This is a genomic window from Lolliginicoccus suaedae (assembly GCF_008312885.1).
GTDB classification, from domain to species: domain Bacteria; phylum Actinomycetota; class Actinomycetes; order Mycobacteriales; family Mycobacteriaceae; genus Lolliginicoccus; species Lolliginicoccus suaedae.
The window spans coordinates 538,151-562,516 of sequence record NZ_VSSO01000002.1 but is presented as its reverse complement, the minus strand read 5'-3'; the positions used below and the strand labels follow the sequence as shown (position 1 = coordinate 562,516).

The 24,366-nt window shown below is 65.9% G+C and carries 36 protein-coding genes; 3 read left to right on the top strand and 33 right to left on the bottom strand.

The window, feature by feature from the left end; translation table 11 throughout:
• Nucleotides 1-51 precede the first annotated feature (51 nt).
• Nucleotides 52-1,479, bottom strand: coding sequence for a type VII secretion protein EccB (gene eccB, locus FXO18_RS08215; RefSeq protein ID WP_268884924.1), 1,428 nt, complete (start codon nucleotides 1,477-1,479; stop codon nucleotides 52-54).
• Nucleotides 1,480-1,662: 183 nt separating this feature from the next.
• Here eccB and eccE point away from each other — a divergent pair, with 183 nt between their 5' ends.
• The gene (gene eccE, locus FXO18_RS08210; protein WP_149360579.1) at nucleotides 1,663-3,267 is read left to right on the top strand and encodes a type VII secretion protein EccE; all 1,605 of its coding nucleotides are present in this window, start codon (nucleotides 1,663-1,665) and stop codon (nucleotides 3,265-3,267) included.
• Here the strand turns inward: eccE and truA are convergent.
• The 32 genes from truA to FXO18_RS08050 all read right to left on the bottom strand — a co-directional run bounded on the left by truA (nucleotide 3,221) and on the right by FXO18_RS08050 (nucleotide 22,321).
• A complete protein-coding gene (gene truA / locus FXO18_RS08205; protein WP_149360578.1) occupies nucleotides 3,221-4,108 on the bottom strand; it encodes a tRNA pseudouridine(38-40) synthase TruA in 888 nt (295 codons plus the stop codon). The two genes, eccE and truA, sit on opposite strands and share 47 nt — an antisense overlap.
• Nucleotides 4,109-4,113: 5 nt before the next feature.
• The gene (gene rplQ, locus FXO18_RS08200) at nucleotides 4,114-4,683 is read right to left on the bottom strand and encodes a 50S ribosomal protein L17 (protein ID WP_149360577.1); all 570 of its coding nucleotides are present in this window, start codon (nucleotides 4,681-4,683) and stop codon (nucleotides 4,114-4,116) included.
• A 60-nt stretch (nucleotides 4,684-4,743) separates the two neighbouring features.
• On the bottom strand, nucleotides 4,744-5,802 hold the full coding sequence (locus FXO18_RS08195; protein WP_149360576.1) for a DNA-directed RNA polymerase subunit alpha: 1,059 nt from the start codon (nucleotides 5,800-5,802) through the stop codon (nucleotides 4,744-4,746).
• An 87-nt stretch (nucleotides 5,803-5,889) separates the two neighbouring features.
• Nucleotides 5,890-6,495, bottom strand: a complete 606-nt coding sequence (gene rpsD, locus FXO18_RS08190) for a 30S ribosomal protein S4 (RefSeq protein ID WP_149360575.1) — start codon at nucleotides 6,493-6,495, stop codon at nucleotides 5,890-5,892.
• A gap of 21 nt (nucleotides 6,496-6,516) precedes the next feature.
• Nucleotides 6,517-6,930 carry a 30S ribosomal protein S11 gene (gene rpsK / locus FXO18_RS08185; protein WP_149360574.1) on the bottom strand — a complete coding sequence of 138 codons (414 nt, stop codon included), beginning with the start codon at nucleotides 6,928-6,930 and terminating at the stop codon, nucleotides 6,517-6,519.
• A 3-nt stretch (nucleotides 6,931-6,933) separates the two neighbouring features.
• Nucleotides 6,934-7,308, bottom strand: a complete 375-nt coding sequence (gene rpsM, locus FXO18_RS08180; RefSeq protein WP_149360573.1) for a 30S ribosomal protein S13 — start codon at nucleotides 7,306-7,308, stop codon at nucleotides 6,934-6,936.
• A 248-nt stretch (nucleotides 7,309-7,556) separates the two neighbouring features.
• Nucleotides 7,557-7,778 (bottom strand): translation initiation factor IF-1, encoded by a 222-nt coding sequence (gene infA / locus FXO18_RS08175; RefSeq protein ID WP_005443304.1) that lies wholly within the window; start codon nucleotides 7,776-7,778, stop codon nucleotides 7,557-7,559.
• Between the two features lie 161 nt (nucleotides 7,779-7,939).
• Complete coding sequence (gene map / locus FXO18_RS08170; RefSeq protein WP_149360805.1) at nucleotides 7,940-8,731, bottom strand: type I methionyl aminopeptidase; 792 nt, start codon at nucleotides 8,729-8,731, stop codon at nucleotides 7,940-7,942.
• A 4-nt stretch (nucleotides 8,732-8,735) separates the two neighbouring features.
• Entirely contained in the window at nucleotides 8,736-9,281 is a 546-nt protein-coding gene (locus tag FXO18_RS08165; protein ID WP_149360572.1) for an adenylate kinase, read from the bottom strand.
• Nucleotides 9,278-10,591, bottom strand: coding sequence for a preprotein translocase subunit SecY (gene secY, locus FXO18_RS08160; protein ID WP_149360571.1), 1,314 nt, complete (start codon nucleotides 10,589-10,591; stop codon nucleotides 9,278-9,280). Before secY ends, FXO18_RS08165 begins: the two co-directional genes overlap by 4 nt.
• 223 nt (nucleotides 10,592-10,814) lie before the next feature.
• Nucleotides 10,815-11,255: a 50S ribosomal protein L15 gene (gene rplO / locus FXO18_RS08155; protein ID WP_149360570.1), complete on the bottom strand. Its 441-nt coding sequence runs from the start codon at nucleotides 11,253-11,255 to the stop codon at nucleotides 10,815-10,817.
• Nucleotides 11,256-11,259: 4 nt separating this feature from the next.
• Nucleotides 11,260-11,439, bottom strand: a complete 180-nt coding sequence (gene rpmD, locus FXO18_RS08150) for a 50S ribosomal protein L30 (protein ID WP_149360569.1) — start codon at nucleotides 11,437-11,439, stop codon at nucleotides 11,260-11,262.
• A 2-nt stretch (nucleotides 11,440-11,441) separates the two neighbouring features.
• Entirely contained in the window at nucleotides 11,442-12,086 is a 645-nt protein-coding gene (rpsE, locus tag FXO18_RS08145) for a 30S ribosomal protein S5 (protein WP_149360568.1), read from the bottom strand.
• 52 nt (nucleotides 12,087-12,138) lie between these two features.
• The gene (rplR, locus tag FXO18_RS08140) at nucleotides 12,139-12,558 is read right to left on the bottom strand and encodes a 50S ribosomal protein L18 (RefSeq protein ID WP_149360804.1); all 420 of its coding nucleotides are present in this window, start codon (nucleotides 12,556-12,558) and stop codon (nucleotides 12,139-12,141) included.
• Nucleotides 12,559-12,560: 2 nt separating this feature from the next.
• Entirely contained in the window at nucleotides 12,561-13,100 is a 540-nt protein-coding gene (gene rplF / locus FXO18_RS08135; protein WP_149360567.1) for a 50S ribosomal protein L6, read from the bottom strand.
• A 13-nt stretch (nucleotides 13,101-13,113) separates the two neighbouring features.
• The gene (rpsH, locus tag FXO18_RS08130; protein ID WP_149360566.1) at nucleotides 13,114-13,512 is read right to left on the bottom strand and encodes a 30S ribosomal protein S8; all 399 of its coding nucleotides are present in this window, start codon (nucleotides 13,510-13,512) and stop codon (nucleotides 13,114-13,116) included.
• Between the two features lie 165 nt (nucleotides 13,513-13,677).
• Complete coding sequence (gene rplE / locus FXO18_RS08125; RefSeq protein ID WP_149360565.1) at nucleotides 13,678-14,244, bottom strand: 50S ribosomal protein L5; 567 nt, start codon at nucleotides 14,242-14,244, stop codon at nucleotides 13,678-13,680.
• Nucleotides 14,245-14,246: 2 nt separating this feature from the next.
• The gene (rplX, locus tag FXO18_RS08120; RefSeq protein ID WP_149360564.1) at nucleotides 14,247-14,564 is read right to left on the bottom strand and encodes a 50S ribosomal protein L24; all 318 of its coding nucleotides are present in this window, start codon (nucleotides 14,562-14,564) and stop codon (nucleotides 14,247-14,249) included.
• Nucleotides 14,564-14,932 (bottom strand): 50S ribosomal protein L14, encoded by a 369-nt coding sequence (rplN, locus tag FXO18_RS08115; RefSeq protein WP_149360563.1) that lies wholly within the window; start codon nucleotides 14,930-14,932, stop codon nucleotides 14,564-14,566. Before rplN ends, rplX begins: the two co-directional genes overlap by 1 nt.
• 100 nt (nucleotides 14,933-15,032) lie before the next feature.
• On the bottom strand, nucleotides 15,033-15,332 hold the full coding sequence (gene rpsQ / locus FXO18_RS08110) for a 30S ribosomal protein S17 (RefSeq protein WP_149360562.1): 300 nt from the start codon (nucleotides 15,330-15,332) through the stop codon (nucleotides 15,033-15,035).
• Nucleotides 15,329-15,574: a 50S ribosomal protein L29 gene (gene rpmC, locus FXO18_RS08105; RefSeq protein WP_149360561.1), complete on the bottom strand. Its 246-nt coding sequence runs from the start codon at nucleotides 15,572-15,574 to the stop codon at nucleotides 15,329-15,331. The genes rpsQ and rpmC overlap by 4 nt, the downstream gene beginning before the upstream one ends.
• Nucleotides 15,574-15,990 (bottom strand): 50S ribosomal protein L16, encoded by a 417-nt coding sequence (gene rplP / locus FXO18_RS08100; protein WP_149360560.1) that lies wholly within the window; start codon nucleotides 15,988-15,990, stop codon nucleotides 15,574-15,576. Before rplP ends, rpmC begins: the two co-directional genes overlap by 1 nt.
• 2 nt (nucleotides 15,991-15,992) lie before the next feature.
• Nucleotides 15,993-16,799, bottom strand: coding sequence for a 30S ribosomal protein S3 (rpsC, locus tag FXO18_RS08095; protein WP_149360559.1), 807 nt, complete (start codon nucleotides 16,797-16,799; stop codon nucleotides 15,993-15,995).
• Nucleotides 16,799-17,206 carry a 50S ribosomal protein L22 gene (rplV, locus tag FXO18_RS08090; protein ID WP_149360558.1) on the bottom strand — a complete coding sequence of 136 codons (408 nt, stop codon included), beginning with the start codon at nucleotides 17,204-17,206 and terminating at the stop codon, nucleotides 16,799-16,801. The genes rpsC and rplV overlap by 1 nt, the downstream gene beginning before the upstream one ends.
• Entirely contained in the window at nucleotides 17,203-17,484 is a 282-nt protein-coding gene (gene rpsS, locus FXO18_RS08085) for a 30S ribosomal protein S19 (protein ID WP_149360557.1), read from the bottom strand. The genes rplV and rpsS overlap by 4 nt, the downstream gene beginning before the upstream one ends.
• Nucleotides 17,485-17,497: 13 nt before the next feature.
• Complete coding sequence (rplB, locus tag FXO18_RS08080) at nucleotides 17,498-18,331, bottom strand: 50S ribosomal protein L2 (RefSeq protein WP_149360556.1); 834 nt, start codon at nucleotides 18,329-18,331, stop codon at nucleotides 17,498-17,500.
• Nucleotides 18,332-18,380: 49 nt separating this feature from the next.
• Nucleotides 18,381-18,695 carry a 50S ribosomal protein L23 gene (gene rplW, locus FXO18_RS08075; RefSeq protein WP_149360555.1) on the bottom strand — a complete coding sequence of 105 codons (315 nt, stop codon included), beginning with the start codon at nucleotides 18,693-18,695 and terminating at the stop codon, nucleotides 18,381-18,383.
• Nucleotides 18,692-19,375 carry a 50S ribosomal protein L4 gene (gene rplD / locus FXO18_RS08070; RefSeq protein WP_149360554.1) on the bottom strand — a complete coding sequence of 228 codons (684 nt, stop codon included), beginning with the start codon at nucleotides 19,373-19,375 and terminating at the stop codon, nucleotides 18,692-18,694. The genes rplW and rplD overlap by 4 nt, the downstream gene beginning before the upstream one ends.
• 2 nt (nucleotides 19,376-19,377) lie before the next feature.
• Nucleotides 19,378-20,037, bottom strand: a complete 660-nt coding sequence (rplC, locus tag FXO18_RS08065; RefSeq protein ID WP_149360553.1) for a 50S ribosomal protein L3 — start codon at nucleotides 20,035-20,037, stop codon at nucleotides 19,378-19,380.
• A 20-nt stretch (nucleotides 20,038-20,057) separates the two neighbouring features.
• Complete coding sequence (gene rpsJ, locus FXO18_RS08060) at nucleotides 20,058-20,363, bottom strand: 30S ribosomal protein S10 (protein ID WP_003938093.1); 306 nt, start codon at nucleotides 20,361-20,363, stop codon at nucleotides 20,058-20,060.
• A 529-nt stretch (nucleotides 20,364-20,892) separates the two neighbouring features.
• Entirely contained in the window at nucleotides 20,893-21,366 is a 474-nt protein-coding gene (locus tag FXO18_RS08055) for a hotdog fold domain-containing protein (protein ID WP_149360552.1), read from the bottom strand.
• Between the two features lie 148 nt (nucleotides 21,367-21,514).
• Complete coding sequence (locus FXO18_RS08050) at nucleotides 21,515-22,321, bottom strand: alpha/beta fold hydrolase (RefSeq protein ID WP_149360551.1); 807 nt, start codon at nucleotides 22,319-22,321, stop codon at nucleotides 21,515-21,517.
• 240 nt (nucleotides 22,322-22,561) lie between these two features.
• Here FXO18_RS08050 and FXO18_RS08045 point away from each other — a divergent pair, with 240 nt between their 5' ends.
• Both FXO18_RS08045 and FXO18_RS08040 read left to right on the top strand, forming a co-directional pair.
• A complete protein-coding gene (locus FXO18_RS08045; RefSeq protein WP_149360550.1) occupies nucleotides 22,562-23,539 on the top strand; it encodes an ATP-binding cassette domain-containing protein in 978 nt (325 codons plus the stop codon).
• On the top strand, nucleotides 23,536-24,366 hold the full coding sequence (locus FXO18_RS08040; RefSeq protein WP_149360549.1) for an ABC transporter permease: 831 nt from the start codon (nucleotides 23,536-23,538) through the stop codon (nucleotides 24,364-24,366). Before FXO18_RS08045 ends, FXO18_RS08040 begins: the two co-directional genes overlap by 4 nt.

Here is a 24,366-nt window from a genome sequence, read left to right as displayed (position 1 = left end):
TGCCGACCAGGAACTATCCTGGTCGGCAATTCCGCGTGCCGTGGCCTTCTGTTATCGAGCACTGGCGCTCGGGACGCCACCATGCGCCTTCAATGCATTCTCCTGCGAGAGCGCGGGGCCGGGCTCGAGGAGCCGGAGCACGCTCCAGGGCACTGGCGATGGCGCCACCTCCACACCGAGTGCCTCCGCGTCCCGGGCGGAAGGGATCCCATACCGGATGCCCGTATCGGCCACATAGTGCGGCAGCGCGGAACGCGTCCCAGCGGGAAGCTCGCTGCCCGCCGCGACCACCGGATAGACGTAGCGGCCAGCGCCCGGCGGCACGTAGACCTCATCCGCGCGGAGCTCGCCCGGGGCGCCGCCACCGATGCGCTCGATCATCGTCGCGCCAGCAGGCACCGGGACCCCGGGGCCCGAGACGATGCGCGCGCGATCACCCTCGCCGGCCACGCTCCACACGGCGCACAGCACATCACTGCCCTCGACCATCTCCGGCGCGGTCCACGGATAGGTCTCCACCGGGATCCCATCGACAGTCGGCATTCCGCTCAGCACGTCCGGCGTCATCACCGGGATCGCTCCCGCCCCGAGGGAATCAGTGAACCGGACCAGATCGGCAACGGCTTCGCCCACGTGCTGCACGCCCTCCCGCAGCACCACGAAGTACTGGGTCTCTCCAGCTTGGTTCACCTTGAAGACCTCCCCGACCTTGCGTCCCGCAGCAGCGAAGCCTGGCTTCTCGCCCCGTCCCTCGATCACCGGCGGGGCCAGCGGCGGCGCCACGGGAATGCTAGCGAGCAGTGCCTCGCTGACCAGGCGCGGCCTCATCCCGTCGAGCCCGAGCGCGAGGGCGACCTCACGATCATCGAGATCCACCACGGACCGTCGGCCCGAATGCAGCAGGTAGTGCTTGTCCTCCGCCTGCACGAGGACCGCCCGCCCCGAGTCATGCTGGACCATCGCGCGCTCCTCGGCAGCGACGATCACCGAGGTACGCACCGCTGCGGCGCTGCCCTTGCCGGTCATGGTGTCGCACACCGCCCAGGACTCCCCGCCCGGGCTTGCCGCATGCACCGCCGGAACCCCGAGGATCCCGAGCAGCGGGCCACGGGGATGCGCGGCGAGCTCATCCTCATTGATCACCGCCGCGTCCTCGCCGCCGCCCACGATGAGCTTGGCGGACGCGAGGTTGGTCACTGGATGGAACGTGTCGTCCATCCGCACATAGACGCCCTGTGTATCGCGTCCCACGACGATCAGCGAGCCCGACAGCTTGTCGAGCGGCTTGAGGACCGCGAGGATGCCGCATGCCGCGAGGCCCAGCGCCGCGAGGACCAGGCCCACGGAGAGCGCACGGTTCTGCGACCGGATAGGGTCTGCCAGCATTCGCGCATCACCACGGACCAGTGCATGATCCATCCGCTTGAGATGAAAGCGATAGCCGCTCACTTGCGTACGCGTGGTCACTTGACCCGCCATAATTCCCCCCCTGGACTTGCGCGAATCATGCGCGACCCTCGATAATTCCCCCGTGAGGGGCGCGCACTCCTGATAATAGATCGCTGGGGGGCGAATTTCCATTACGGGAAGCCATTGACGGGCCTGCATCGCAACGGCAGGCACATCGCGCGCCCTCGCTACTGGAATAACTTGGGGGGAAACATGGATTCACTCATCATGCGCGCCATGCAGAGGTGGCCGATCGATACGGTCATCCTCGCGCAGGCCAGCGCCATCGCTATCGCCGGGACGGGGCTCGTCCTCGGCTGGCCGCCCTACGGCATCGCGCTCGCTGCGGCGCTCGCAGCAATCCTGCTGCTCCTCCGGGTACGCGGGCGCCACATCACCACCTGGATGGCACTGATGCTCGGCCAACGCGGCACCAGCGTCGAGGCACCGACCCTGCTCGGCCACGACGTCCTGCTGTACCCGGGCGGGGATGCCTGCGCCGCGCTCGAGGTCACCAGCGCCCCGCTAGCGCCCACCGCGGCCAGCCCGGGTTCCCATGCCGGGGCCGCCCCTGTCCCGCTAGCAGTGCTCGCCGACGCGCTCGTCCAGTACGACATCACGCTCAGCGGAATCGATGTGATCATCCGCGGACGCTCCAGCGCCCCCGGCCATCCGCTCGGCAACGCCTACTCCCGCATCCTGAGCGCGCTGCCCATCGCTGCCCATCGCCGTGCGTGGATCGTGCTGCGGCTCGATCCGTTCGCGCAGCGCGACGCTGTCGACCGCCGCGGCGGCGGGGCGAGAGGCACCCGCCAGGCACTCGATATCGCCGCACGACGCCTGCAGCGGATGCTGCGCGCCGAGGGCCTCGGAACCGTGCGATGCACCGGCGCGACCCTCGCTGGGCTTCGCGCCGAGCTCGATCCGATGGACCGCACCGCTGGGATCCAGCCAGGCGCCCTCACCACTGATCACCTGCTGCGCGCGTGGCAGCCCTCCGCCACCGAGTCGGCCCTGGCATTGTCCCTGCGCCCCGGGGCGCCGACGAGCAACCCCGCCTCGGCCACTCCCCTGTTCGAGATCCACGGTGTCGTCGGCCATGCGGTGCCCGCGAGCGGCCTGCCGCGGTTCCCCAGGACGATCTCGACGACCGGCCAGCGCGCGGTCGCGGCCCAGGCCCTCGTCCCCGGCAGTGGATACGCCGCGCAGGACATCGTTGGCCGCGACGGCATCCTCCGTGTCACCAGGGATGACCTCGCGGCCCTGCGCGTACCGGTCACTGGTTGCGGGCAGCTCGTCGGCGTCGATCAGCACGATCGTGCCATCAGCATCCCGGTGGCGTCCCGGTCCGGCACCCATGTGCGGGTGACGGGCCAGCTCGCCCTCGCCCAGCAGGTGGTGCTGCGTGCCGCGGCGACCGGCGCGCAGGCACGCATCGCCACTGATCGCCCGCATTCCTGGCAGGCGCTCATCGGGCTGGGCGCCGCCGGGCAGATCGGGCTCGCCGACGAGCCGTGGCACGAGCCACGCCCCAGCGATCCGCTGCTCCTTGTCCTCGATGGTGGCGATCCCGCGCCCGATGCGCCCACGGGCACCACCATCCTCGCGGTGGAGGACACCGCGCGGCAGGACAGCACGGTGGTGGACTCCCTGGTCGAGCCTGATGTGCATATCGTGCAGTCACCGCAGGCGCCGCAGCGGTTGCGACTGGTGGTGGGCTCCCGCCATGTGGATCTCGCGGCGGTAGCGATCCCGGAGGAGACCGACTACGTCACTCGCAGCAGCGGCGCCCGAGCGGTCCACGAACCTGCCGGGTGAGCTCCGCGCGGGCCCGCAGCTCCTCGTCGGGCGGGTAGTCCACTCCCACGAGGGTGAGGCCATGTGCTGGGGCTACTGCCACCGAGCTTGCTCTCTCCCGTAGCTCGAGCAGCCCTGCGGCCCATGATGGGTCCCGGCGTCCTTCCCCGACGGCGAGGAGCGCGCCCACGAGGCTGCGCACCATCGACCAGCAGAACGCATCCGCGGTGACATGCACCTCGTGATGGTGCGGGGCGATGTGCCGCCACTGGAGTCGTTGCAGGTGCCGCACGGTGGTCGCGCCCTCCCGGCGGCGGCAGAACGCGGCGAAGTCGTGCAGGCCCTCGAGGCCAGCGGCGGCCTCCGCGATGCGGTCGGTATCGAGCTCGCGCGGCCAGCCGAGGATGTCGCGGGCCAGCGGGCTCGCGCCATGCGGTGCGGTGGTGATGCGATACACGTAGTGGCGGCGCAGCGCGGAGAACCTGGCATCGAAGCCTTCCGGCGCGGCCGCGATGCTGGTGACGCGAACGTCGCGGGGCAGCATGCGCGCGAGCCGCCGCACGAGCCGCGCAGGCTCCTCGGGCAGCTTCTCGGTGGGCAGATCCGCGTGGGCTACCTGGCCGAGCGCGTGCACTCCCGCATCGGTCCGGCCCGCGCAGGTCAGCACCACGGGCGTGCGGTGGATGGTGCTGAGCGCGTCCTCGATGACCCCCGCGACCGTGCGCTGGTCCCGCTGCGGTGCCCAGCCGGCGAAATCGGTCCCGTCGTAGGCGACGCCGAGACGAATCCTAGTGATAGGCGAGAGCCCGCCGTCCCCAGTGGGGCTGGCGGGCTCTGCGTCCTGGTGCGTGCCAGATGACATGCAGGTCAGTCTTTCTTGGCCTCATCGACATCGGCGGCAGTGGCGGTCTGGTCCTCCACTGCTTCGACGATCTCCTCGGCGTTGCTCTCGGCAGCGTCGCTGGAGGCGTCGACAACCTCCGCCACCGGGTTCTCCTCTGCGGGAGCCTCGGTCGCGGCGGGGGCCGCTGCCTGCGAAGCGGCGACGCGGCGAGCGCGGTCAGCCTCGGAGGTGGCGGTCTGCTCCCGGACCAGCTCGATCACGGCCATGGGGGCGTTGTCGCCCTTGCGTGGCAGCGTCTTGACGATACGGGTGTAGCCACCGTCGCGCTCGGCGAAGTGGGGGCCGATCTCCGCGAAGAGCTTGTGGAGAACATCCTTGTCGCGGATGGTCTTGAAAGCCTCGCGGCGATGGTGCAGGTCACCCTTCCTGGCGTGGGTGACAAGCTTCTCGGCGAGCGGGCGAAGCCGACGAGCCTTGGCCTCGGTGGTGGTGATGCGGCCGTGCTCGAACAGTGACGTGGCGAGGTTCGCCAGCATCAGCTTCTGATGCGACGCAGAGCCGCCAAGGCGCGGCCCCTTGGTGGGCTTGGGCATGGTGATGCTCCTCTGGGATCGCCCGTCCTGGCATGTCCACCAAGGCCGGGTGAGGTGTGATTAAAGCTGTTCAGTTTCCGGTTCTACGTAGTCCTGCTCGGGGTACTCACCCTCTGCGTCGCTGTCGCTCCACGTTCCGGTCGCCGCGTCGTAGCCTTGCACTGCGGACGGGTCGAACGGTCCGGGGCTGTCCTTGAGGGACAGTCCGAGAGTGTGGAGCTTGACCTTGACCTCGTCGATGGACTTCTGGCCAAAGTTGCGGATGTCGAGGAGGTCTGACTCGGTGCGGCTGACGAGCTCGCCCACGGTGTGGACGCCCTCGCGCTTGAGGCAGTTGTACGAACGCACAGTCAGGTCGAGCTGCTCGATCGGCATCGCGTAGGCGGCGATGTGGTCGGCCTCCTGCGGCGAGGGGCCGATCTCGATGCCCTCGGACTCGATGTTGAGCTCGCGGCACAGGCCGAACAGCTCCACGAGGGTCGTGCCTGCGGAGGCCACGGCATCGCGGGGGCTGATGGAGTTCTTCGTCTCGACATCGACGACGAGCCTGTCGAAGTCGGTACGCTGCTCCACTCGGGTCGCCTCGACCTTGTAGGTCACCTTGAGAACGGGCGAGTAGATGGCATCCATCGGGATGCGACCGATCTCGGCTCCGGTGAGCTTGTTCTGCAGGGCGGGGACGTAGCCGCGTCCGCGCTCGACGATCAGCTCGATCTCCAGGTGGCCCTTGTCGTTGAGCGTCGCGATGTGCAGGTCGGGGTTATGGACCTCTACCCCGGCCGGCGGAACGATATCGCCAGCAGTGACCGCGCCGGGCCCCTGCTTGCGCACGTACATCGTGACCGGCTCGTCCTCCTCGGAGCTGACCACGAGGTTCTTCAGGTTCAGGATGATCTCAGTGACATCTTCCTTCACGCCGGGAACCGTGGTGAACTCGTGGAGCACGCCCTCGATCCGGATGCTCGTCACTGCCGCGCCCGGGATGGACGAGAGCAGCGTACGGCGCAGCGAGTTGCCGAGGGTGTAGCCGAAGCCCGGCTCGAGAGGCTCGATGACGAAGCGCGAGCGGTTCTCGGCAACAACGTCTTCGTTGAGCTCGGGGCGCTGTGAGATAAGCATGTGTGCGTTGTCCTCCTTGGGCATCCGCTATTTGATGCCAGCGACGGGGAAGCGAGGGTGCCCGGTACCGGGCACCCTCGGCAGTGATTACTTCGAGTAGTACTCGACGATGAGCTGTTCCTGCAGTGCCACGTCGATCTGCTCGCGATCAGGCTCCTTGTGGATCAGGATGCGAAGCTTCGACGGGACGACCTGCATCCAGCTCGGTGCCTGGCGCTCAGCGATGAGCTCCTTGGCGAGCTGGAACGGAACGGTCTCCCGCGACTGCGGACGGACATCGATGATGTCGTACTGCGAGACGCGGTAGCTCGGGACGTCCACGCGCTGGTTGTTCACCATGAAGTGACCGTGGGTCACGAGCTGGCGAGCCTGGCGGCGGGTACGCGCGAATCCTGCGCGGTACACGACGCTGTCGAGGCGGGTCTCCAGGATGCGGAGCAGGTTCTCGCCGGTCTTGCCGGACTTGCGCACTGCTTCCTGGTAGTAGAGGCGGAACTGCTTCTCCATCACACCGTAGGTGAAGCGTGCCTTCTGCTTCTCCTGCAGCTGGAGCAGGTACTCGCTCTCCTTGATCCGCGCGCGGCCGTGCTGGCCGGGCGGGTAGGGGCGACGCTCGAACGCCTGGTCGCCACCAACAAGATCCACCCTGAGCCGACGCGACTTGCGGGTTACAGGACCGGTATAACGTGCCATTTTCTGACCTTCCCTTTCCTGCTAGACCCGGCGGCGCTTGGGCGGACGGCAGCCGTTGTGCGGCTGCGGGGTGACATCGGAGATGGTGCCGACCTCGAGGCCCGCTGCCTGCAGCGAGCGGATCGCGGTCTCACGACCGGAGCCGGGGCCCTTGACGAACACATCGACCTTCTTCATGCCGTGCTCCTGCGCCTTGCGGGCAGCGTTCTCGGCAGCGAGCTGCGCGGCGAACGGGGTGGACTTGCGAGAGCCCTTGAACCCGACGTGGCCCGATGAGGCCCAGGACACAACGTTGCCCATGGGATCGGTGATCGAGACGATGGTGTTGTTGAACGTGCTCTTGATGTGAGCATGTCCGTGAGCGATGTTCTTCTTTTCGCGGCGACGGGTCTTCTGGCCCTTCTTGCCGCCGGTGACGCGTGACTTGGGGGGCATGTCTTACCTTGCCTTCTTCTTGCCGGCGATCGTCTTCTTGGGGCCCTTCCGGGTGCGCGCGTTGGTCTTGGTGCGCTGACCGCGGACGGGCAGGCCACGCCGGTGACGAAGCCCCTGGTAGCAGCCGATCTCCATCTTGCGACGGATGCTCGCCTGCACCTCGCGACGCAGGTCGCCCTCGATCTTGAACTCCCGCTCGATGTACTCGCGGAGCGTTGCGATGTGCTCGTCGGTCAGGTCCTTGGTGCGCAGGTCCGGGCTGATGCCGGTGTCCTCAAGGATCTTCTGCGAGCTCGTACGGCCAATGCCGTAGATATAGGTGAGCGCGATCTCCATGCGCTTGTCGCGCGGTAGATCGACGCCTACGAGCCGTGCCATGCGGCGTTTTCCTCTCCGTTGCGGAGGTCTTCTCCCAGTCCGTCCCGGTCCGCCATCCGAATGGATGAGGACCAGGCCCCGGCCTCCGTTCCGGGGGGAGCGTGCCCGCGTATCGGGCACGTGGTGCTGGGAGGCCTTCTTCTTGATGCCCGCGCGCTCACAGCGATCCGGCTAGCAAGCCGTCACGCCGGGAACCCACGGGAATTCCGATCCGATGCCAGCGAATTGCTCCACTGGCCCGCCGGAAGCTACTTGTAGCGGTAGACGATCCTGCCCCGCGACAGGTCGTAGGGTGAAAGCTCCACCACGACCCGGTCCTCGGGGAGAATCCTGATGTAGTGCTGGCGCATCTTCCCGCTGATGTGCGCGAGTACCTTGTGACCGTTTTCGAGCTCCACTCGGAACATCGCGTTGGGAAGTGGTTCGATCACACGCCCCTCGACCTCGATGGCGCCGTCTTTCTTAGCCATATCCTCCGCGTTCCCGGGCAGAGCTCACCCCGGCCCATTCGTCTACCTAGTTGTGCGATCCGTGAAGGTGCTCGAGGCACCAACGCACAATAGTACGCAACAGTTCGTCGCACATCAAAATCCGAGCCTCGTGGCAGTCACCGCGAGCAAGCCCCGGGGAACTACTCCGGACGCTGCGTGAGGATCCGCGGACCGTCCTCGGTGACCGCGACGGTGTGCTCCCAGTGGGCGGCGCGCGTGCCATCCGCGGTGACAACGGTCCAGTCATCATCGAGGACGAGGGTGTCGACCGTCCCCAGGGTCAGCATGGGCTCGATCGCCAGCACCGAGCCAACGACCAGCTCGGGCCCCTTGCCGCCGGGCCCCTCATTGGGGAGGAACGGATCAAGATGCATCTCCCGCCCGATAGCGTGACCGCCGTAGCCATCGACGATGCCGTAGCTGCGGCCATGCTTTCGCTCCATCGCGCGGGTTCCCAGCTCGAGGGCATGAGACACATCGGTCAACCTGTTGCCCGGAACCATCGCGGCGATGCCAGCTTCGAGGGTGAGCCGCGTGGCCTCGCTGAGGTCAGCATCCGGCTTCGATAGCTCGCCGACCCCGAAGGTCCAGGCGGAGTCCCCGTGCCATCCGTCGAGGATCGCGCCGCAGTCGATCGACACCAGGTCACCGGGCTTGAGGACGCGCTCCCCCGGGATCCCGTGGACGACCTCTTCGTTGACAGACGCGCAGATCGAGCCAGTGAAGCCGTGGTAGCCCAGGAAGGATGGCACGGCCCCAGCCTCGCGGATCACAGCATGCGCGACCTCGTTGAGCTCCTTCGTCGTCACGCCTGGCCGGGCGGCATCGCGGACAGCGACGAGCGCGCGACCAACCACTGCGCCCGCCGCGTCCATTGCCTCGAGCTCGCCTGCCGTGCGGAAGGGCACGACCTTGCGTCGCCTCAGCCGCATGCGATCACTTGCCAAGGGCCTTCATGGCTCGAGCGTTGATCTCGTCGATCTCGCCGATGCCATCGACCGTCTTCACGATGTCCGCGTAGTGCTCGAGCAGCGGCGCGGTCTCATCGCGGTATACATGCAGGCGGGTGCGGATCACGTCTTCATTGTCGTCCGCGCGGCCGCGGTCGAGCATCCGTGCGACCACGACGTCCTCGTCAACGACGAAGGAAACGACGGCATCGAGCTTGGTGCCATGGTCGGCAAGGATCCGCTCGAGCGCCTCGGCCTGGTCGACCGTGCGGGGGTAGCCGTCGAGGAGGAACCCATTGGCCGCGTCTGGTTCCTCGATGCGCTGCTCCACCATCCGGTTGGTGATCTCGCTCGGAACGAGCTTGCCCGAATCGGTGTACGCCTTGGCCTCGAGCCCGAGCGGGGTTCCCTGGCCGATGTTCGCGCGGAACAGATCGCCAGTGGAGATATGCGGGATACCGAGCTTCTCGGACAGGATGGCGGCTTGCGTTCCCTTGCCCGCTCCGGGGGGGCCTAGCAGAACAATTCTCACTTCAAGAACCCTTCGTAGTTTCGCTGCATCAACTGGCTTTCGATCTGCCTCACCGTATCGAGCGCCACGACGACCATGATGAGGACAGCCGAGCCTCCGAATGGAATGCTCTGCAAGTCGCCACCGCTGCCCGCGTTGAGGAACACGTTCGGCAAGACTGCAATCGTACCGAGGTAGATCGAGCCAGGGAGGGTGATGCGGTTGAGCACGTACTGCAAGTACTCCGCGGTCGGGCGGCCGGGGCGGATCCCGGGGATGAAGCCACCGTACTTCTTCATCTCCTCGGCCCGGTCCTCCGGGTTGAAGGTGATCGACACGTAGAAGAACGTGAAGAACATGATCAGCGCGAAGTACACGACGATGTAGACCGGGCTGCTCGGATTCATCAGGTGCTCGGTCATGAATCGCTGCCACGCCGGTGGCTCCTCCTGCCCCACCGTCAGCTGGACGACGAGGAACGGCATGTAGAGCAGCGACGATGCGAAGATCACCGGGATGACGCCGGCCTGGTTGACCTTCAGCGGCAGATAGGTCGAGGTGCCGCCATACATGCGGCGGCCCACCATGCGCTTGGCGTACTGCACCGGAATGCGGCGCTGGCCCTGCTCGACGAAAACCACGCCCGTGATGATGACCGCGGCAGCGATGCAGACGAGCGCGAATGTGACCCCACCACGGCTCTGGAGGATATTGCGACCCTCCACCGGCAGCATCGCGGCGATGCCGGCGAAGATCAGCAAGGACATGCCGTTGCCGACGCCCTTCTCGGTGACGAGCTCGCCGAACCACATGAGCAGCGTGGCGCCTGCCGTCATGGTGAGGACGAGGACAAAGAGCCCGAAGACACTATCGTCGGCGATGATGGGCAGCTCGCACTGGAGCAGCTGCCCGCTCCGGGCGAGCGCGGCGATGCCTGTGGCCTGGAGCAGGGCGAGCGCCACCGACAGGTAGCGCGTGTACTGCGTCATCTTGGCCTGCCCCGAGGGGCCTTCCTTGCGCAGCTGCTCGAACTTCGGGATCACCACGGTCAGCAACTGCACGATGATGCTGGCAGTGATGTATGGGATCACGCCGATGGCGAATACCGACAGCTGGAGCAAAGCGCCGCCGGAGAACAGGTTGACGAGCGAGTACAGGCCCGCCGCATCTCCTCCGGTGGCCTGCTCGACGCACACCCTGATGTTGGCGAAATCCACGCCAGGGGACGGAACCTGTGCTCCGAGGCGATAGAGGACAATGATCCACAGCGTGAAGAGAATCTTCCGCCTCAGGTCTGGTGTCCTGATGGCCGTTACGAAGGCGGAGAGCAACGATCCTCCTGGCTTGGCGGGATAATGCAGGCACAAGTCCGGCTTGGCCTGTCGATTCTGGTCAACTCTAACAGCATCCGGGGATCTGCCCCCGGACGCGCGAGCCCGAGCTACGCACCCGCCGCGGGGACCGCGAGGAATGCTGCCAGGCGCGGACACGCCGAGAGGCCGTCAAGGAGTATCCTTCACGGCCTCTCGGGCATGTTGTGCGGTGTCTCGACCGTCACAGCTCGGTAGCGGTGCCACCAGCTGCGGTGATCTTCTCCTTGGCGGAGCCGGAGAACTTGTGCGCGGTGATCTGCGCGGCCACGTCGATGTCGCCCTCGGCGAGGACCTTGACGAGCTCGTTCTTGCGGACGAGCCCGGCCTTGACGAAGTCATCGACCCCGAGCGCTCCCCCATCGGGGAAGACGCGGGCGATGTCACCGATGTTGAGGGGCTGGTACTCGGTGCGGAAGCGGTTCTTGAAGCCCTTGAGCTTGGGCAGCCGCATGTGCAGCGGCATCTGCCCGCCCTCGAAGGTCACGGGAACCTGCTTGCGCGCCTTGGTGCCCTTGGTGCCGCGGCCCGCGGTCTTGCCCTTGGAGCCTTCGCCTCGACCGACGCGCATCTTGTCCTTCTTCGACCCTTCAGCGGGGCGAAGATGGTGCAGTTTGATGGTCATGGATCTAGACCTCCTCAACGGTGACGAGGTGCCGCACCCGATGGACAAGACCCTTGACCTGCGGGCTGTCCTCGCGGACGACCGAGTGGCGGATCCGCTTGAGACCGAGCGTGCGGATGCTCTCGCGCTGCTTGGGGTTGGCACCGATGGTGCTGCGCACCTGGGTGATCTTCAGTTCGGCCATTGCTATGCCTCCTGCGCTGCGCGTGCACGGAGCATGCCAGCAGGAGCGACATGCTCGATAGGGAGGCCGCGGCGAGCAGCGACTTCCTCGGGACGCTGCAGCTGCTTGAGCGCGGCAACGGTCGCGTGCACGACATTGATGGCGTTGTCGCTTCCAAGCGACTTGGAAAGGATGTCGTGGATGCCCGCGCACTCGAGGACCGCGCGCACCGCACCACCGGCGATCACACCGGTACCGGGGCTAGCCGGACGCAGGAGAACGACTCCCGCGGCAGCCTCGCCCTGGACCGGGTGGGTGATGGTGCCACCGATGAGGGGGACGCGGAAGAAGTTCTTGCGCGCTTCCTCAACGCCCTTCTGGATGGCCGAGGGAACTTCCTTGGCCTTGCCGTAGCCCACACCGACAACGCCGTTGCCGTCACCGACGACGACGAGCGCGGTGAAGCTGAACCGCCGTCCGCCCTTGACGACCTTGGCGACACGGTTGATCGTGACCACGCGCTCGAGATGGTTGGACTTCTCGGGCGCTGCGCCACCGCGGTTGCTATCGCGGCGATCGCGGCGATCGCGGCGGTCGTTGTCCCCGCCGCCTGGGTTGTTGCTCGCGGCGGGTCCGCTTCCGCCGTCGCGCCGACCACGTCCCGGCATCAGGCTTTCCTTCCGTTCGTACGTTCTGGGGTGTTGCTTGTGGTGGTCATCATTAGAAGTTCAGGCCACCTTCACGTGCTGCGTCGGCTAGCGCGGCAATCCTGCCGTGGTAGTCGTGGCCACCGCGATCGAACACCACAGCCTCGATGCCGGCTTCCTTGGCGCGCTCAGCGATGAGGGCACCTACCTTGGCGCTGCGTGCTGACTTGTCGCCCTCGATCGCGCGGACGTCGGCCTCCATGCTGGAGGCCGCGGCCAGGGTGCGACCATCGATGTCGTTGATGATCTGGACGTGGATGTGCCGCGCGGAGCGGTGCACTGCGAGGCGAGGCCGGTCCGGCGTGCCGGAGACCTTCTTGCGGAGCCGGAAGTGACGGCGTGCCCTGGAGATGCGCCGCTGGGTGGAGGCGTCGGTTCCAAGCGGGGTGCGCTTGATGGGCTTCTTGGATTCTGAACTCGTTGTCTGGCTCATGGTCACTTACCCGTCTTTCCTTCCTTGCGACGGATCTGCTCGCCGGCGTAGCGGATTCCCTTGCCCTTGTAGGGGTCGGGGCGACGGAGGCGGCGGATGTTCGCGGCGATCTGACCGACCTGCTGCTTGTCGATGCCGGAGACCGAGAACTTGGTGGGGGTCTCGACCTTGAACGTGATGCCTTCGGGAGCCTCGACAGGAACCGGGTGGCTGTAGCCGAGCGCGAACTCAAGGTTCGAGCCCTTCTGCTGCACGCGGTAGCCGACACCATGGATCTCCATGTTGGCGGTGTAGCCCTCGGTGACTCCCACGACCATGTTCTTGATCAAAGTACGGGACAGTCCGTGCAGGGAACGGCTCTTGCGCTCCTCGTCCGGGCGCGAGATCTCGATGGTGCCGCTTTCGCCGCGAGCAACCGAGATCGGCTGGCTGACAGTGAGCGACAGGGTGCCCTTGGGCCCCTTTACTACGACGTCCTGGCCATCGATGGTGACATCGACGCCGGAGGGAACGTCAACTGGGTGCTTTCCAATGCGTGACATGACGTGGCCTCCCTCACCAGACGTAGGCGAGGACTTCCCCGCCTACCTTTTGAGCCGCAGCCTGACGGTCAGTGACCAGGCCGGAGGACGTGGAGATGATGGCCACGCCCAGGCCGCCAAGAACCTTGGGCAAGTTGGTGGACTTCGCGTACACGCGCAGCCCGGGCTTGGACACGCGGCGGAGGCCCGCGATGGAGCGCTCCCGGCTCGGTCCGAACTTCAGCTCGAGCACCAGCGTCTGGCCGATGCGCGCAGGCTCGCTGCGGTAGTCGGCGATGTAGCCCTCGCGCTTGAGGATCTCAGCGATGTTCGCCTTGAGCTTCGAATGCGGCATGGCCACGGTGTCGTGGAATGCCGAGTTTGCATTGCGCAGACGTGTCAACATGTCTGCGACGGGATCGGTCATGGTCATGGAAGTGACCTGTTCACCTTTCTCGCCGCGGTTCCCGCAGGGCCTACAGCGAAGTGGAAGTTGGTGTGTGGTGAGGACTTGATCCTTGCGGATCCTCGGGGCCGCTCGCGCCGCCCCGAGGATTACCGCTGGGCCATGTCCGCGCCTGGGCGCTAGCCCCTGGTATCAGTTCTCTTTGAACGGGAAGCCGAGCTGGCGCAGCAGCGCGCGCCCTTCTTCATCGTTCGTGGCCGTCGTCACTACGGTGATGTTCATGCCGCGGGGACGATCGATCGAGTCGATATCGATCTCGTGGAACATGGACTGCTCGTTGAGGCCGAACGTGTAGTTGCCGTTGCCGTCGAACTGCTTCGGGGACAGGCCACGGAAGTCCCGGATACGGGGCAGCGCGATGGTGACCAGCCGGTCGAGGAACTCCCACATGCGATCGCCGCGCAGGGTTGCGCGGGCGCCGATGGGCATGCCCTCGCGGAGCTTGAACTGGGCGATGGACTTGCGCGCCTTGCGGACCTCGGGCTTCTGCCCGGTGATCAGCGTGAGGTCGCGGACCGCACCGTTGATGAGCTTGCCGTCGCGAGCTGCGTCACCGACACCCATGTTGACGACGACCTTGACGACGCCGGGGATCTGCATGACGTTGGCATAGTCGAACTGCTCGTTGAGCGCGTCGCGGATCTCGGCCCGGTAGCGGGTCTTGAGGCGCGGCTGGATCTTGTTCTCCACAGAGGTCATGTTCAGATGTCCTTCCCGGTCTTGCGGGAGATCCGGACCTTCTTGCCGGACTCCTCGTCACGCCGGTAGCCGATGCGGGAGGGGCTCCCGTCCGCATCGATGACCATGACGTTGGAGACATGGATCGGCGCTTCCTGGGTCACGATGCCGCCGGACTGCGCGCCCCGCTGGTTGGCGGAGACGGGGGTGTGCTTCTTCATCCGGTTGACGCCCTCGACGAGGACCTTGTTGCGCTTCGGGTAGGCCTCGATGACCTTGCCCTTGGCGCCCTTGTCCTTGCCGGACACGACCAGGACTGTATCGCCCTTGCGTACCTTCATCACAGCACCTCCGGCGCCAGCGAGACGATCTTCATGAACTTCTTGTCGCGGAGCTCGCGGCCAACCGGGCCGAAGATGCGCGTGCCACGGGGATCCGTGGCGTTCTTGAGGATCACCGCTGCGTTCTCGTCGAACCGGATGTACGAGCCGTCGGGACGGCGCCGCTCCTTGGTGGTCCGGACGATGACGGCCTTGATCACGTCGCCACGCTTGACGTTTCCGCCGGGGATGGCTTCCTTCACGGTGGCGACGATGACATCGCCGATCCCCGCGTAGCGGCGACCCGAGCCACCGAGCACGCGGATGCACAGGATTTCCCTGGCCCCGGTGTTATCGGCGACGCGGAGTCGCGATTCCTGCTGGATCACTGTTGTTCACTCCTGAACCTGGATTGATGCGTGCCAGATTTCCGACCTGTGCACGCCTGGTCCACGGCGGGTCCCTGCGACGCAGGGACCCGCCGATGAATCACTTGGCCTTCTCGAGGATCTCCACGAGGCGCCAACGCTTGGTGGCGGACAGCGGGCGGGTCTCCATCACGAGCACGCGGTCGCCGATTCCGGCGGTCCCGTTCTCGTCATGGGCCTTGACCCTGCTGGTGCGCCGGATGACCTTACCGTAGAGAGGGTGCTTCACGCGATCCTCGAGCTCCACGACGATGGTCTTCTGCATCTTGTCGGAGACGACGTAACCGATACGCGTCTTGCGCTGGTTGCGCTCCTGCTGCGCTTCTGCGGCGGTTGCTTCCACTGCCTTGTCCTCACTCATGCTGCGTCACCAGCCGTGTCTGCCTCTGGTCCGGCGGCAAGGCCGAGCTCGCGCTCGCGAAGCACGGTGTAGACCCGCGCGATCTCCTTGCGCACCGTGCCCAGTCGACGATTGTTGTCGAGCTGGCCGGTTGCCATCTGGAAACGCAGGTTGAAGAGCTCTTCCTTAGCTTCGCGAAGCCGCTCAACGAGCTCTTCCTGGTTGAGTTCACGAAGCTCTGAGGCCTTTGTTCCTGTAGCCATCAGAACTGTCCCTCCCTCGTCACGATCCTGCATTTCATGGGGAGCTTGTGGATCGCGCGGCGCAGTGCCTCGCGAGCCACCTCCTCGTTGGGGTATGTCATCTCGAACAGCACGCGCCCTGGCTTGATGTTCGCGATCCACCACTCCGGGGAGCCCTTGCCCGAGCCCATGCGGGTCTCGGCAGGCTTCTTCGTGAGTGGCCGGTCCGGGAAGACGTTGATCCAGACGCGACCGCCACGGCGGATGTGCCGGTTGATGGCGATACGCGCGGACTCGATCTGCCGGTTGGTGAGGTACGCGGGCTCGAGAGCCTGGATACCGTAGTCACCGAATACCACCTGGGTGCCGCCCTTGGCGAGGCCGGTACGCTTCGGCTTGTGCTGCTTGCGGTGCTTCACCCTGCGTGGGATCAACATCGTCAGGCCTCCTTGTTCTGCTCGCCCGCGGGGGCTCCGGCCGTTGCGGTGGCATCGGCGGTCTGCTTGCCCGCGTCAGGCGCGCTGCCCGCTCCCCCGGTACGCCGGGGACGTGCGGGGCGCTCGCGACGGGGCCGGCGGTCATCGCTGCCGGGGATGACGACATCGGCCTCGCGGCGTCCGCCAACAACATCACCCTTGTAGATCCAGACCTTCACGCCGATGCGGCCGAAGGTGGTCTTCGCCTCGTGCAGGCCGTAGTCGATGTCGGCACGGAGGGTATGCAGGGGCACGCGGCCCTCGCGGTAGAACTCCGAGCGCGACATCTCCGCACCGCCAAGGCGGCCCGAGCACTGCACCCGGATGCCCTTGACGTTCGGGTTGCGCATCGCCGACTGGATCGCCTTGCGCATGGCACGGCGGAAAGCGACACGGTTGGACAGCTGCTCAGCGATGCCCTGCGCGACGAGCTGGGCATCGGCATCCGCGTTCTTGACCTCGAGGATGTTGAGCTGGACCTGCTTGCTGGTCAGCTTCTCGAGCTGGGCACGGATGCGGTCGGCCTCGGTGCCGCGGCGACCGATCACGATGCCGGGGCGCGCGGTGTGGATGTCGACGCGGACGCGATCACGGGTGCGCTCGATCTCGACCTTGGAGATGCCAGCACGCTCGAGCCCCGTCTTGAGGAGCTTGCGGATCTCGACATCTTCCTTGACGTATTCGGCGTACTGCTTGTCGGCGTACCAGCGCGACTTCCAGTCGGTGGTGATGCCGAGGCGGAAGCCGTGCGGGTTGATCTTCTGGCCCACTACTGAGCTCCCTTCCGGCGGTTACGGTTTCCTTCGGCCTTGGATGGCAGGCTCTCCACAACGATGGTGATGTGGCTGGTGCGCTTGCGGATCCGGAAGGCCCGGCCCTGGGCACGCGGCTGGAACCGCTTCAGGGTTGGGCCCTCGTTGACATAGGCCTCGGAGACCACCAGGGTGCGTGGATCAAGGCTCAGGTTGTTCTCGGCATTGGCTACTGCGCTAGCGAGCACCTTCGCAACCGGCTCGCTGGCGGCCTGGGGGGCGAACTTCAGCACGGTGAGTGCATCGGCTGCTTCCCGGCCACGGATGAGGTCGACGACTCGCCGAGCCTTCATCGGGGTCACGCGCACGTAGCGAGCCGTCGCCCGAGCGGTCGGGTTCGCGGTCGCGGTGTTGTTGTTGCTCATCGGCGCTTGCTCTTCCGGTCTTCCTTGATGTGGCTCTTGAACGTCCGGGTCGGCGCGAACTCTCCGAGCTTGTGGCCAACCATGTTCTCCGAGACGAACACCGGGACGTGCTTGCGACCATCGTGGACAGCAAACGTATGTCCGATGAAGTCCGGAAGGATGGTCGAGCGACGGGACCAGGTCTTGATGACCTGCTTGGTACCCTTTTCGTTCTGAACGTCCACCTTTGCGAGGAGGTGGTCATCGACGAACGGGCCCTTCTTTAGGCTGCGCGGCATCTTTCACTCCCTCCTAGCGCTTCTTGCCTGTGCGGCGACGACGAACGATCAGACGATCGCTCTCCTTGCGACGACGGGTCCGCCCTTCGGGCTTGCCCCACGGGCTGACCGGGTGACGCCCACCGCTGGTCTTGCCCTCGCCACCACCATGTGGGTGGTCTACCGGGTTCATGACGACGCCTCGGACGGTCGGGCGCTTGCCCTTCCACCTCATGCGGCCGGCCTTGCCCCAGTTGATGTTGGCGTGCTCGGCATTGCCGACCTCGCCCACCGAAGCGCGGCAACGCGCATCGACGTTGCGGATCTCGCCGGACGGCATGCGCAGCTGCGCGTAGGCACCGTCCTTGGCGACGAGCTGGACCGAGGAGCCTGCGCTGCGGGCGATCTTCGCGCCGCCACCGGGGCGGAGCTCGATCGCGTGCACAACGGTACCCGTGGGGATGTTGCGCAGCGGCAGGTTGTTGCCGGGCTTGATGTCGGCACCTGGTCCTGATTCGACGATGTCGCCCTGCTTGAGCTTGGCGGGAGCGATGATGTATCGCTTCTCACCGTCGAGGTAGTGCAGCAGCGCGATGCGCGCAGTGCGGTTGGGGTCGTACTCGATGTGCGCGACCTTCGCGTTGACGCCATCCTTGTCCGCGCGGCGGAAATCGATGACACGGTAGGCACGCTTGTGGCCACCGCCCTTGTGGCGGGTGGTGATGCGTCCGTGCGCGTTGCGGCCTCCATGGCCGTGCAGCGGCTTGATCAGGGACTTCTCCGGGGTGGATCGGGTGATCTCGGAGAAGTCAGCCACACTCGATCCCCGGCGGCCCGGGGATGTCGGCTTGTACTTGCGGATTGCCATGAGTCTCTCGTCCTCTTTGTTTCGTCAGTTCCGATTGTCACGCTGAGCGCTAGACGACCGGACCTCCGAAGAGCTCGATGGGCTTGCTGTCGGCCGTCAGGGTGACGAAGGCCCGCTTGGTGTCCTTGCGCTTTCCGAACCCGAGGCGGGTTCGCTTGCGCTTGCCCTGGCGGTTCGCGGTGTTGACGCTGACGACCTTGACGCCAAAGATCTTCTCGATGGCAATCTTGATCTGCGTCTTGTTCGCATCGGGATGCACCAGGAAGGTGTAGGTGCTTTCCTCGATCAGTCCGTAGGACTTCTCGGAGATCACCGGCGCGAGGATGATGTCACGCGGATCAGTGAGTGTCTGCGAGACGTTCACTTCGACTCCTCCCCTGTGCTGGCACCCGTGCGGGCGGCGATGAACGTGTGAAGTGCCTCGACCGTGAAGATCACGTCTTCGCTGTTGAGCACGTCATAGGTGTTGAGCTGATCGGGCGCGATGGGGTGAGCATTGTCAAGGTTGCTGATGCTCTTCCATGCCGCCAGATCGTCACGTCCAAGGACGACCAGGAACTTGTTCCGGCTGCTCAGGCTGGCGAGCACATCCTTGACGACCTTGGTCGAGGGCTTCTGCCCGGGAACAAGCTCGGTGATGACCTGGATGCGCTCGTTGCGAGCGCGGTCGGAGAGCGCGCTGCGCAGTGCTCCCGCGATCATCTTCTTGGGGGTGCGCTGGCTGTAGTCGCGCGGCTTGGGCCCGTGCACCGTGCCACCGCCGACGAACTGCGGGGCGCGGGTGGAGCCCTGGCGTGCCCGGCCAGTGCCCTTCTGGCGGTAAGGCTTCTTGCCACCACCACTGACCTCGGCGCGCGTCTTGGTCGAGTGCGTGCCCTGGCGTGCTGCCGCGAGCTGCGCGATGACCACCTGGTGCATCAGCGGCATGTTGATCGGCGCGTCGAAGAGCTCGGCGGGCAGGTCAACGGTTCCGCTGGTGGCACCGTCCGGGGTGCGCACATCGAGAGTCAGCTTGGTCGTTCCGGTGTTGGTTGCGCTTGTCATGATCACTCGCCGCCCTTCACTGCGGTCTTCACAACAACGAGACCGCCCTTGCGTCCGGGGATGGCGCCCTTGATGAGGAGCAGCCCGGCCTCGGAGTCCACCTTGTGGACCTTGAGGTTCTGGGTCGTCACCTTCTCGTTGCCCATCCGGCCAGCCATGCGCATGCCCTTGAAAACGCGGCCTGGCGTGGCGCAGCCACCGATGGAGCCCGGGCGGCGGTGCACTGCCTGGGTACCGTGCGAGGCACCCTGGCCGCGGAAGCCGTGGCGCTTCATGACGCCGGCGTAGCCCTTGCCCTTGCTGATGCCGGTCACGTCGACGAACGCGCCGTCGGCGAAGACATCGGCGGTGACTTCCTGGCCGATCTCGAACTGCGAGGGATCGGCGACGCGGAGCTCGACGATGTGACGACGAGGCGTGGCACCCGCCTTGGTGAACTGGCCGGCGACCGGCTTGCTCACCTTGCGGGGGTCGATCGCCCCGTATGCGAGCTGCACGGCGTTATAGCCGTCGCGCTCTTCGGTCCGCACCCCGGCCACAACGCATGGCCCGGCTTTGACGACCGTCACGGGCACGACCCGGTTGCGGTCATCGAAGACCTGGGTCATGCCGAGCTTGTTGCCCAGGATGCCCTTGTTCGTTGCTTCATTCTGCTTAGCCATCGGTCCTGTCTCCGCCGCGATCACTGAATGTTGACGTCGACGCTTGCCGGGAGGTCGATGCGCATGAGCGCGTCGACGGTCTTCGGCGTCGGGTCGAGGATGTCAATGAGGCGCTTGTGCGTGCGCATCTCGAAGTGCTCGCGCGAGTCCTTGTACTTGTGCGGCGAGCGGATGACGCAATATACGTTCTTCTCGGTCGGCAACGGCACCGGGCCAACGACCCGAGCGCCCGTCCGGGTCACGGTCTCGACGATCTTGCGCGCTGACGCATCAATCGCCTCATGGTCGTAGGCCTTGAGCCTGATGCGGATCTTTTGTCCCGCCACGCTTGTGTCCTTTTCTTGCCGCTGTCGCTGTGGCCATGTCGACCACACCTTCGATGTTGTGGCTTTCCCGCCACCCCTTCGATGCTTGCGCTGAGCATTCCCAGCCTCCGCGCAAACGGCCATGACATGCGAAGCCGCGGCCTGCAACAGGATCAAAGCCCGATCCGTCGCCGCTGTTCACCTGTCATGGTTCTCCGGTCCACGCGGTCGGGCGTGTCGCCCTCTCGCTTCTCATGCGGCCGATTCAACGACCGCATGCCGGACCAGTCGCACCCAAATGGGCACATGGTCTTGGTTTTGCTATTGCACCCGCCAGCCATCGGCACGCCCGCGACGACGATCACGTCGACAACGAGCCTGCCTCTTGCCACCGGTCATGAGGCATGCCCAGTCCAAGCTGTCACCACAGGCGCGGAGCGCGTGCGGATTCCTGCCAGTTCAAGGCAACCCGAATAGTATGCATCAATTCATCGTCAGGGCCAAATCACTGCCCCGGCATGGTGGCGCCAGGCGAAACAGGGCTCCTGGCTCAGCTCCGGGCCCGCACCCAGGTCGTGATATCGGCACGGACGACCTCGTTGCCATCCTTGTCGGTCAGGGAGACCGGCACCACTACATCCAGCCCTTCGACGATCGCGGCGAAGTCGGGAACCTCGATCTGGGCCGTAGCGGTCAGGCCCGATGGTGCCTTGCGCAAGTACTCCACGGACATGCCCTTGGGGATCCACTGATGAGTAGGCGGCACGGTCACCTCCATCAGCACGCCCATCGCCGCCTCCGCGAGGTTGCACGCGGCGATAGCGTGGAATGTGCCAATGTGATTGTGCACGCCCGGCCATTTCGGCGCGGACATCACGACGCGGCCCGGCTCGGCGCTCCGCACGACTGGCACGACGGTGGCGAAGTACGGTGCCTTCGCCCACACGCCTGCCGAGAATGCGAGACGCCCAACGGCATTCTTGTTCAGCTTGTTCCATAGCGCGAGCGCGCGGGGTTCGGTCACGGTAGCCACCCTTGTCGTCAGTTTTCGGATTCGCCACGGGATCGATGCCCGCCATGACGATCGACGGCCCCTCCCCCGCCGCAGGACAGTACCGCATCGTCCGGATTGCTAGCCAGGCCTGCGACCACGGAGCGCGGGCGGGCTAGCGTCACGAGGCGCGGAGCCATTCGAGGAGGATCTTGTTGACCGCCTCGGGCCGCTCGAGAGCCCCATAGTGACCGGCATCAGCCACCTCCAGGTACTGAGCTCCCGGTATGGCGTCGGCGACCTCCCGCGCGAGGTGCGGCGGGATCAACCGGTCATCCTGGTAGCCGACCGCGAGCACGGGCCTCGTGATCGCACGGTATGCCTGCAGCCGGTCGGGGAACTCCGAGAGGGCGATCTGGGCGCGCACGCCCGGCGTGGTCGGCGCGTGCGAGTACTCGATGATCGCGAGCCAATCGGCGGCGTCCATATCCTTGCGCAGCGTCGCTGGCGAGAGGTTCATGATGGCGTTGACCGCGGAGAAGTACGGGGCGGGCAGCTCGATGCCACGATCATGCATCTCTGCCTCGCCGCGGGAGAGCGCCTTGATGACGGGATCGACCCGGCCATGCGCGGTCAGGAATACAGCGCTGCGCACGAGGTCGGGGCGGGACAGGGCCAGCTCCTGGGCGATGCGAGCACCCAGCGATGTTCCCACGACGTGCGCGGGACCTTGCGCGAGGTGCTCGATGAGCGCCGCAACGTCGGCCACCATGTCATCGATGCCAAACCCTTCCGGGCACTCGCTGCTCGGCGCGATGCCGCGGTTCTCGAAGGTCGCCACGCTGAAGCCCGCGCCCACGAGCGCCGGGACCTGGTACATCTCCCAGACCCTTCCCGGGCTGGCCGTTCCCATGATCATCACGACCAGCGGCCCTTGGCCGTGGAGTCGATAGTTCAGGGTGATGCCATTAAGTGTGACGCTGGGCATGATTGCCTTTCTTCCGAGGATTCGGGCGCACTCTGCGGGTAGCGTGTTGGTAAAGGGCTACGATTGGCCCGGGCCTGTTTGATCAATTTACTGTGCATCGGTCTTCATGGCGAACGCCTCGCCACGGAACCCGGTAGGTTGAGGCAAGGCGAGCACCAGCCGGAAACCTTGGTGATGGTGCGCGAACGAGGCCGAATCGGGCGGCGTTCCGTACCGCACCTGACAAATACAGGAGTTTGGATGCGCTCATCGCCGGAGACTGCGGTGGTTGTCGACGATGTTGTCAAGACCTTCGGCGACGTAACCGCCCTGAGTGGCATCAGCTTCTCCGTGCCCAAGGGCACCGTGCTCGGTGTGCTGGGCCCCAACGGAGCGGGCAAGACCACCACGGTGAGCGTGCTGTCGACGTTGCAGCGGCCCGATTTCGGCAAGGCCTGGGTCGCGGGATTCGACGTCGTCGAGCAAGCTGCCGACGTGCGCCGGTCCATCATGCTGACGGGGCAGTACGCCGCGCTCGACGAGACCCTCACCGGCCGGGAGAACCTGCAGTTGTTCGGACGGCTGATGGGGCTCAACCGGCGCGACTCGAAGTCCCGTGCCCAGCAGCTCCTCGAGGCATTCGATCTGGTCTACGCCGGGAACCGCCGCGTGGGCGGCTACTCCGGCGGCATGCGGCGCCGCATCGACATCGCTTGCGGCCTGGTCACCCGGCCGGAGGTTGTTTTTCTCGATGAGCCCACGACGGGCCTCGACCCCCGCAGCCGGCAGGCAGTGTGGTCACTGGTCCAGTCGTTGAAGAACGAGGGCATCACTGTCCTGCTGACCACGCAGTACCTCGAAGAGGCTGACATCCTCAGCGACAACATCATCGTGATCGACAAGGGCACTGTCATCGCCGAGGGAACGGCCGACCAGCTCAAGGAACGCACCGGCGGATCCTACTGCGAGGTCGTGCCGCTCAACCCCACGCAGCTGCCGAAGATCCAGGCGCTGCTCGCGGATCTCTACCCACAGGACGCGCCGCTGCCCGAGATCACCTCCGACGCTGATCGGCTCGCGCTCCCCGCCACTGACGGCCCGGCCACGCTGAGCGAGGTGCTGCGGCGCCTCGACATGGAGAACATCCAGCTCGCTGATGTCGCTCTGCGGCGGCCCTCGCTCGATGATGTGTTCCTATCGCTGACCGGGCACGGCAGCAAGGAGGCCTCGCGCCCATGACGGTCGGCACGATCGATATTCCGCTCGAGTCATCGAGCGCGGCACTGGCCAAGCCCAGCCAGCTCCAGCAGTGGGCCGCGCTCAATAGCCGGGCATTGCGCGACATGGCCCGCAGTGGCGACTTCATCGTGGCCCTGCTCACCCCCGCCCTGTTCACGCTCGCCTACTACGTGCCGCTGCGCAAGATGATGGAGACCGCCACCTACTTCGGTGGCGGCGGGCTCGACAACTACGGCCAGTTCGTGGTTCCGCTGATCGCGCTCGGCGCAGTAGCACTGACCATGACCCAGGCCGCGCTGCGCGCCGCGAGGGACGCGGCGGACGGCATCACAACGCGCTTCGCGACGATGCCCATCCCCCGCATGGTGCCGCTGTGGTCCCGCATCTCCGCGAACATGGTCCGGTCCGTGCTCACCCTGGCGGCGGCTCTCGCCTACGGCCACCTCGTCAACTTCCGGTTCAACGGGACCTGGACCGAGACCTTGAGCTTCCTCGGGCTCGCCATCATGATCAGCCTCGCACTGATGATGGCCGCCGATGGCCTGGGCACATGGTCCGAGAATCCTCGCGCGGTCACGCAGGCACTGACACTGCCCACCTTGATCTTCGGCATGATGTCGACCGGGTTCATTCCCGAGAGCGGCTTCCCCGAGTTCGTGCGCCCCTTCGTTCGCAACCAGCCTGTCTCCATCTTCACCGAGGCCCTGCGGCAACTCGCGGACGGCGACCCCACCCGGGACATCATGCTGCCGACGGCACTGTGGGGCGGCGGGCTGCTCATCCTGTTCGCTGCCTTCGCGATCTGGGCCAGCGCGAGAAGGAAGTGA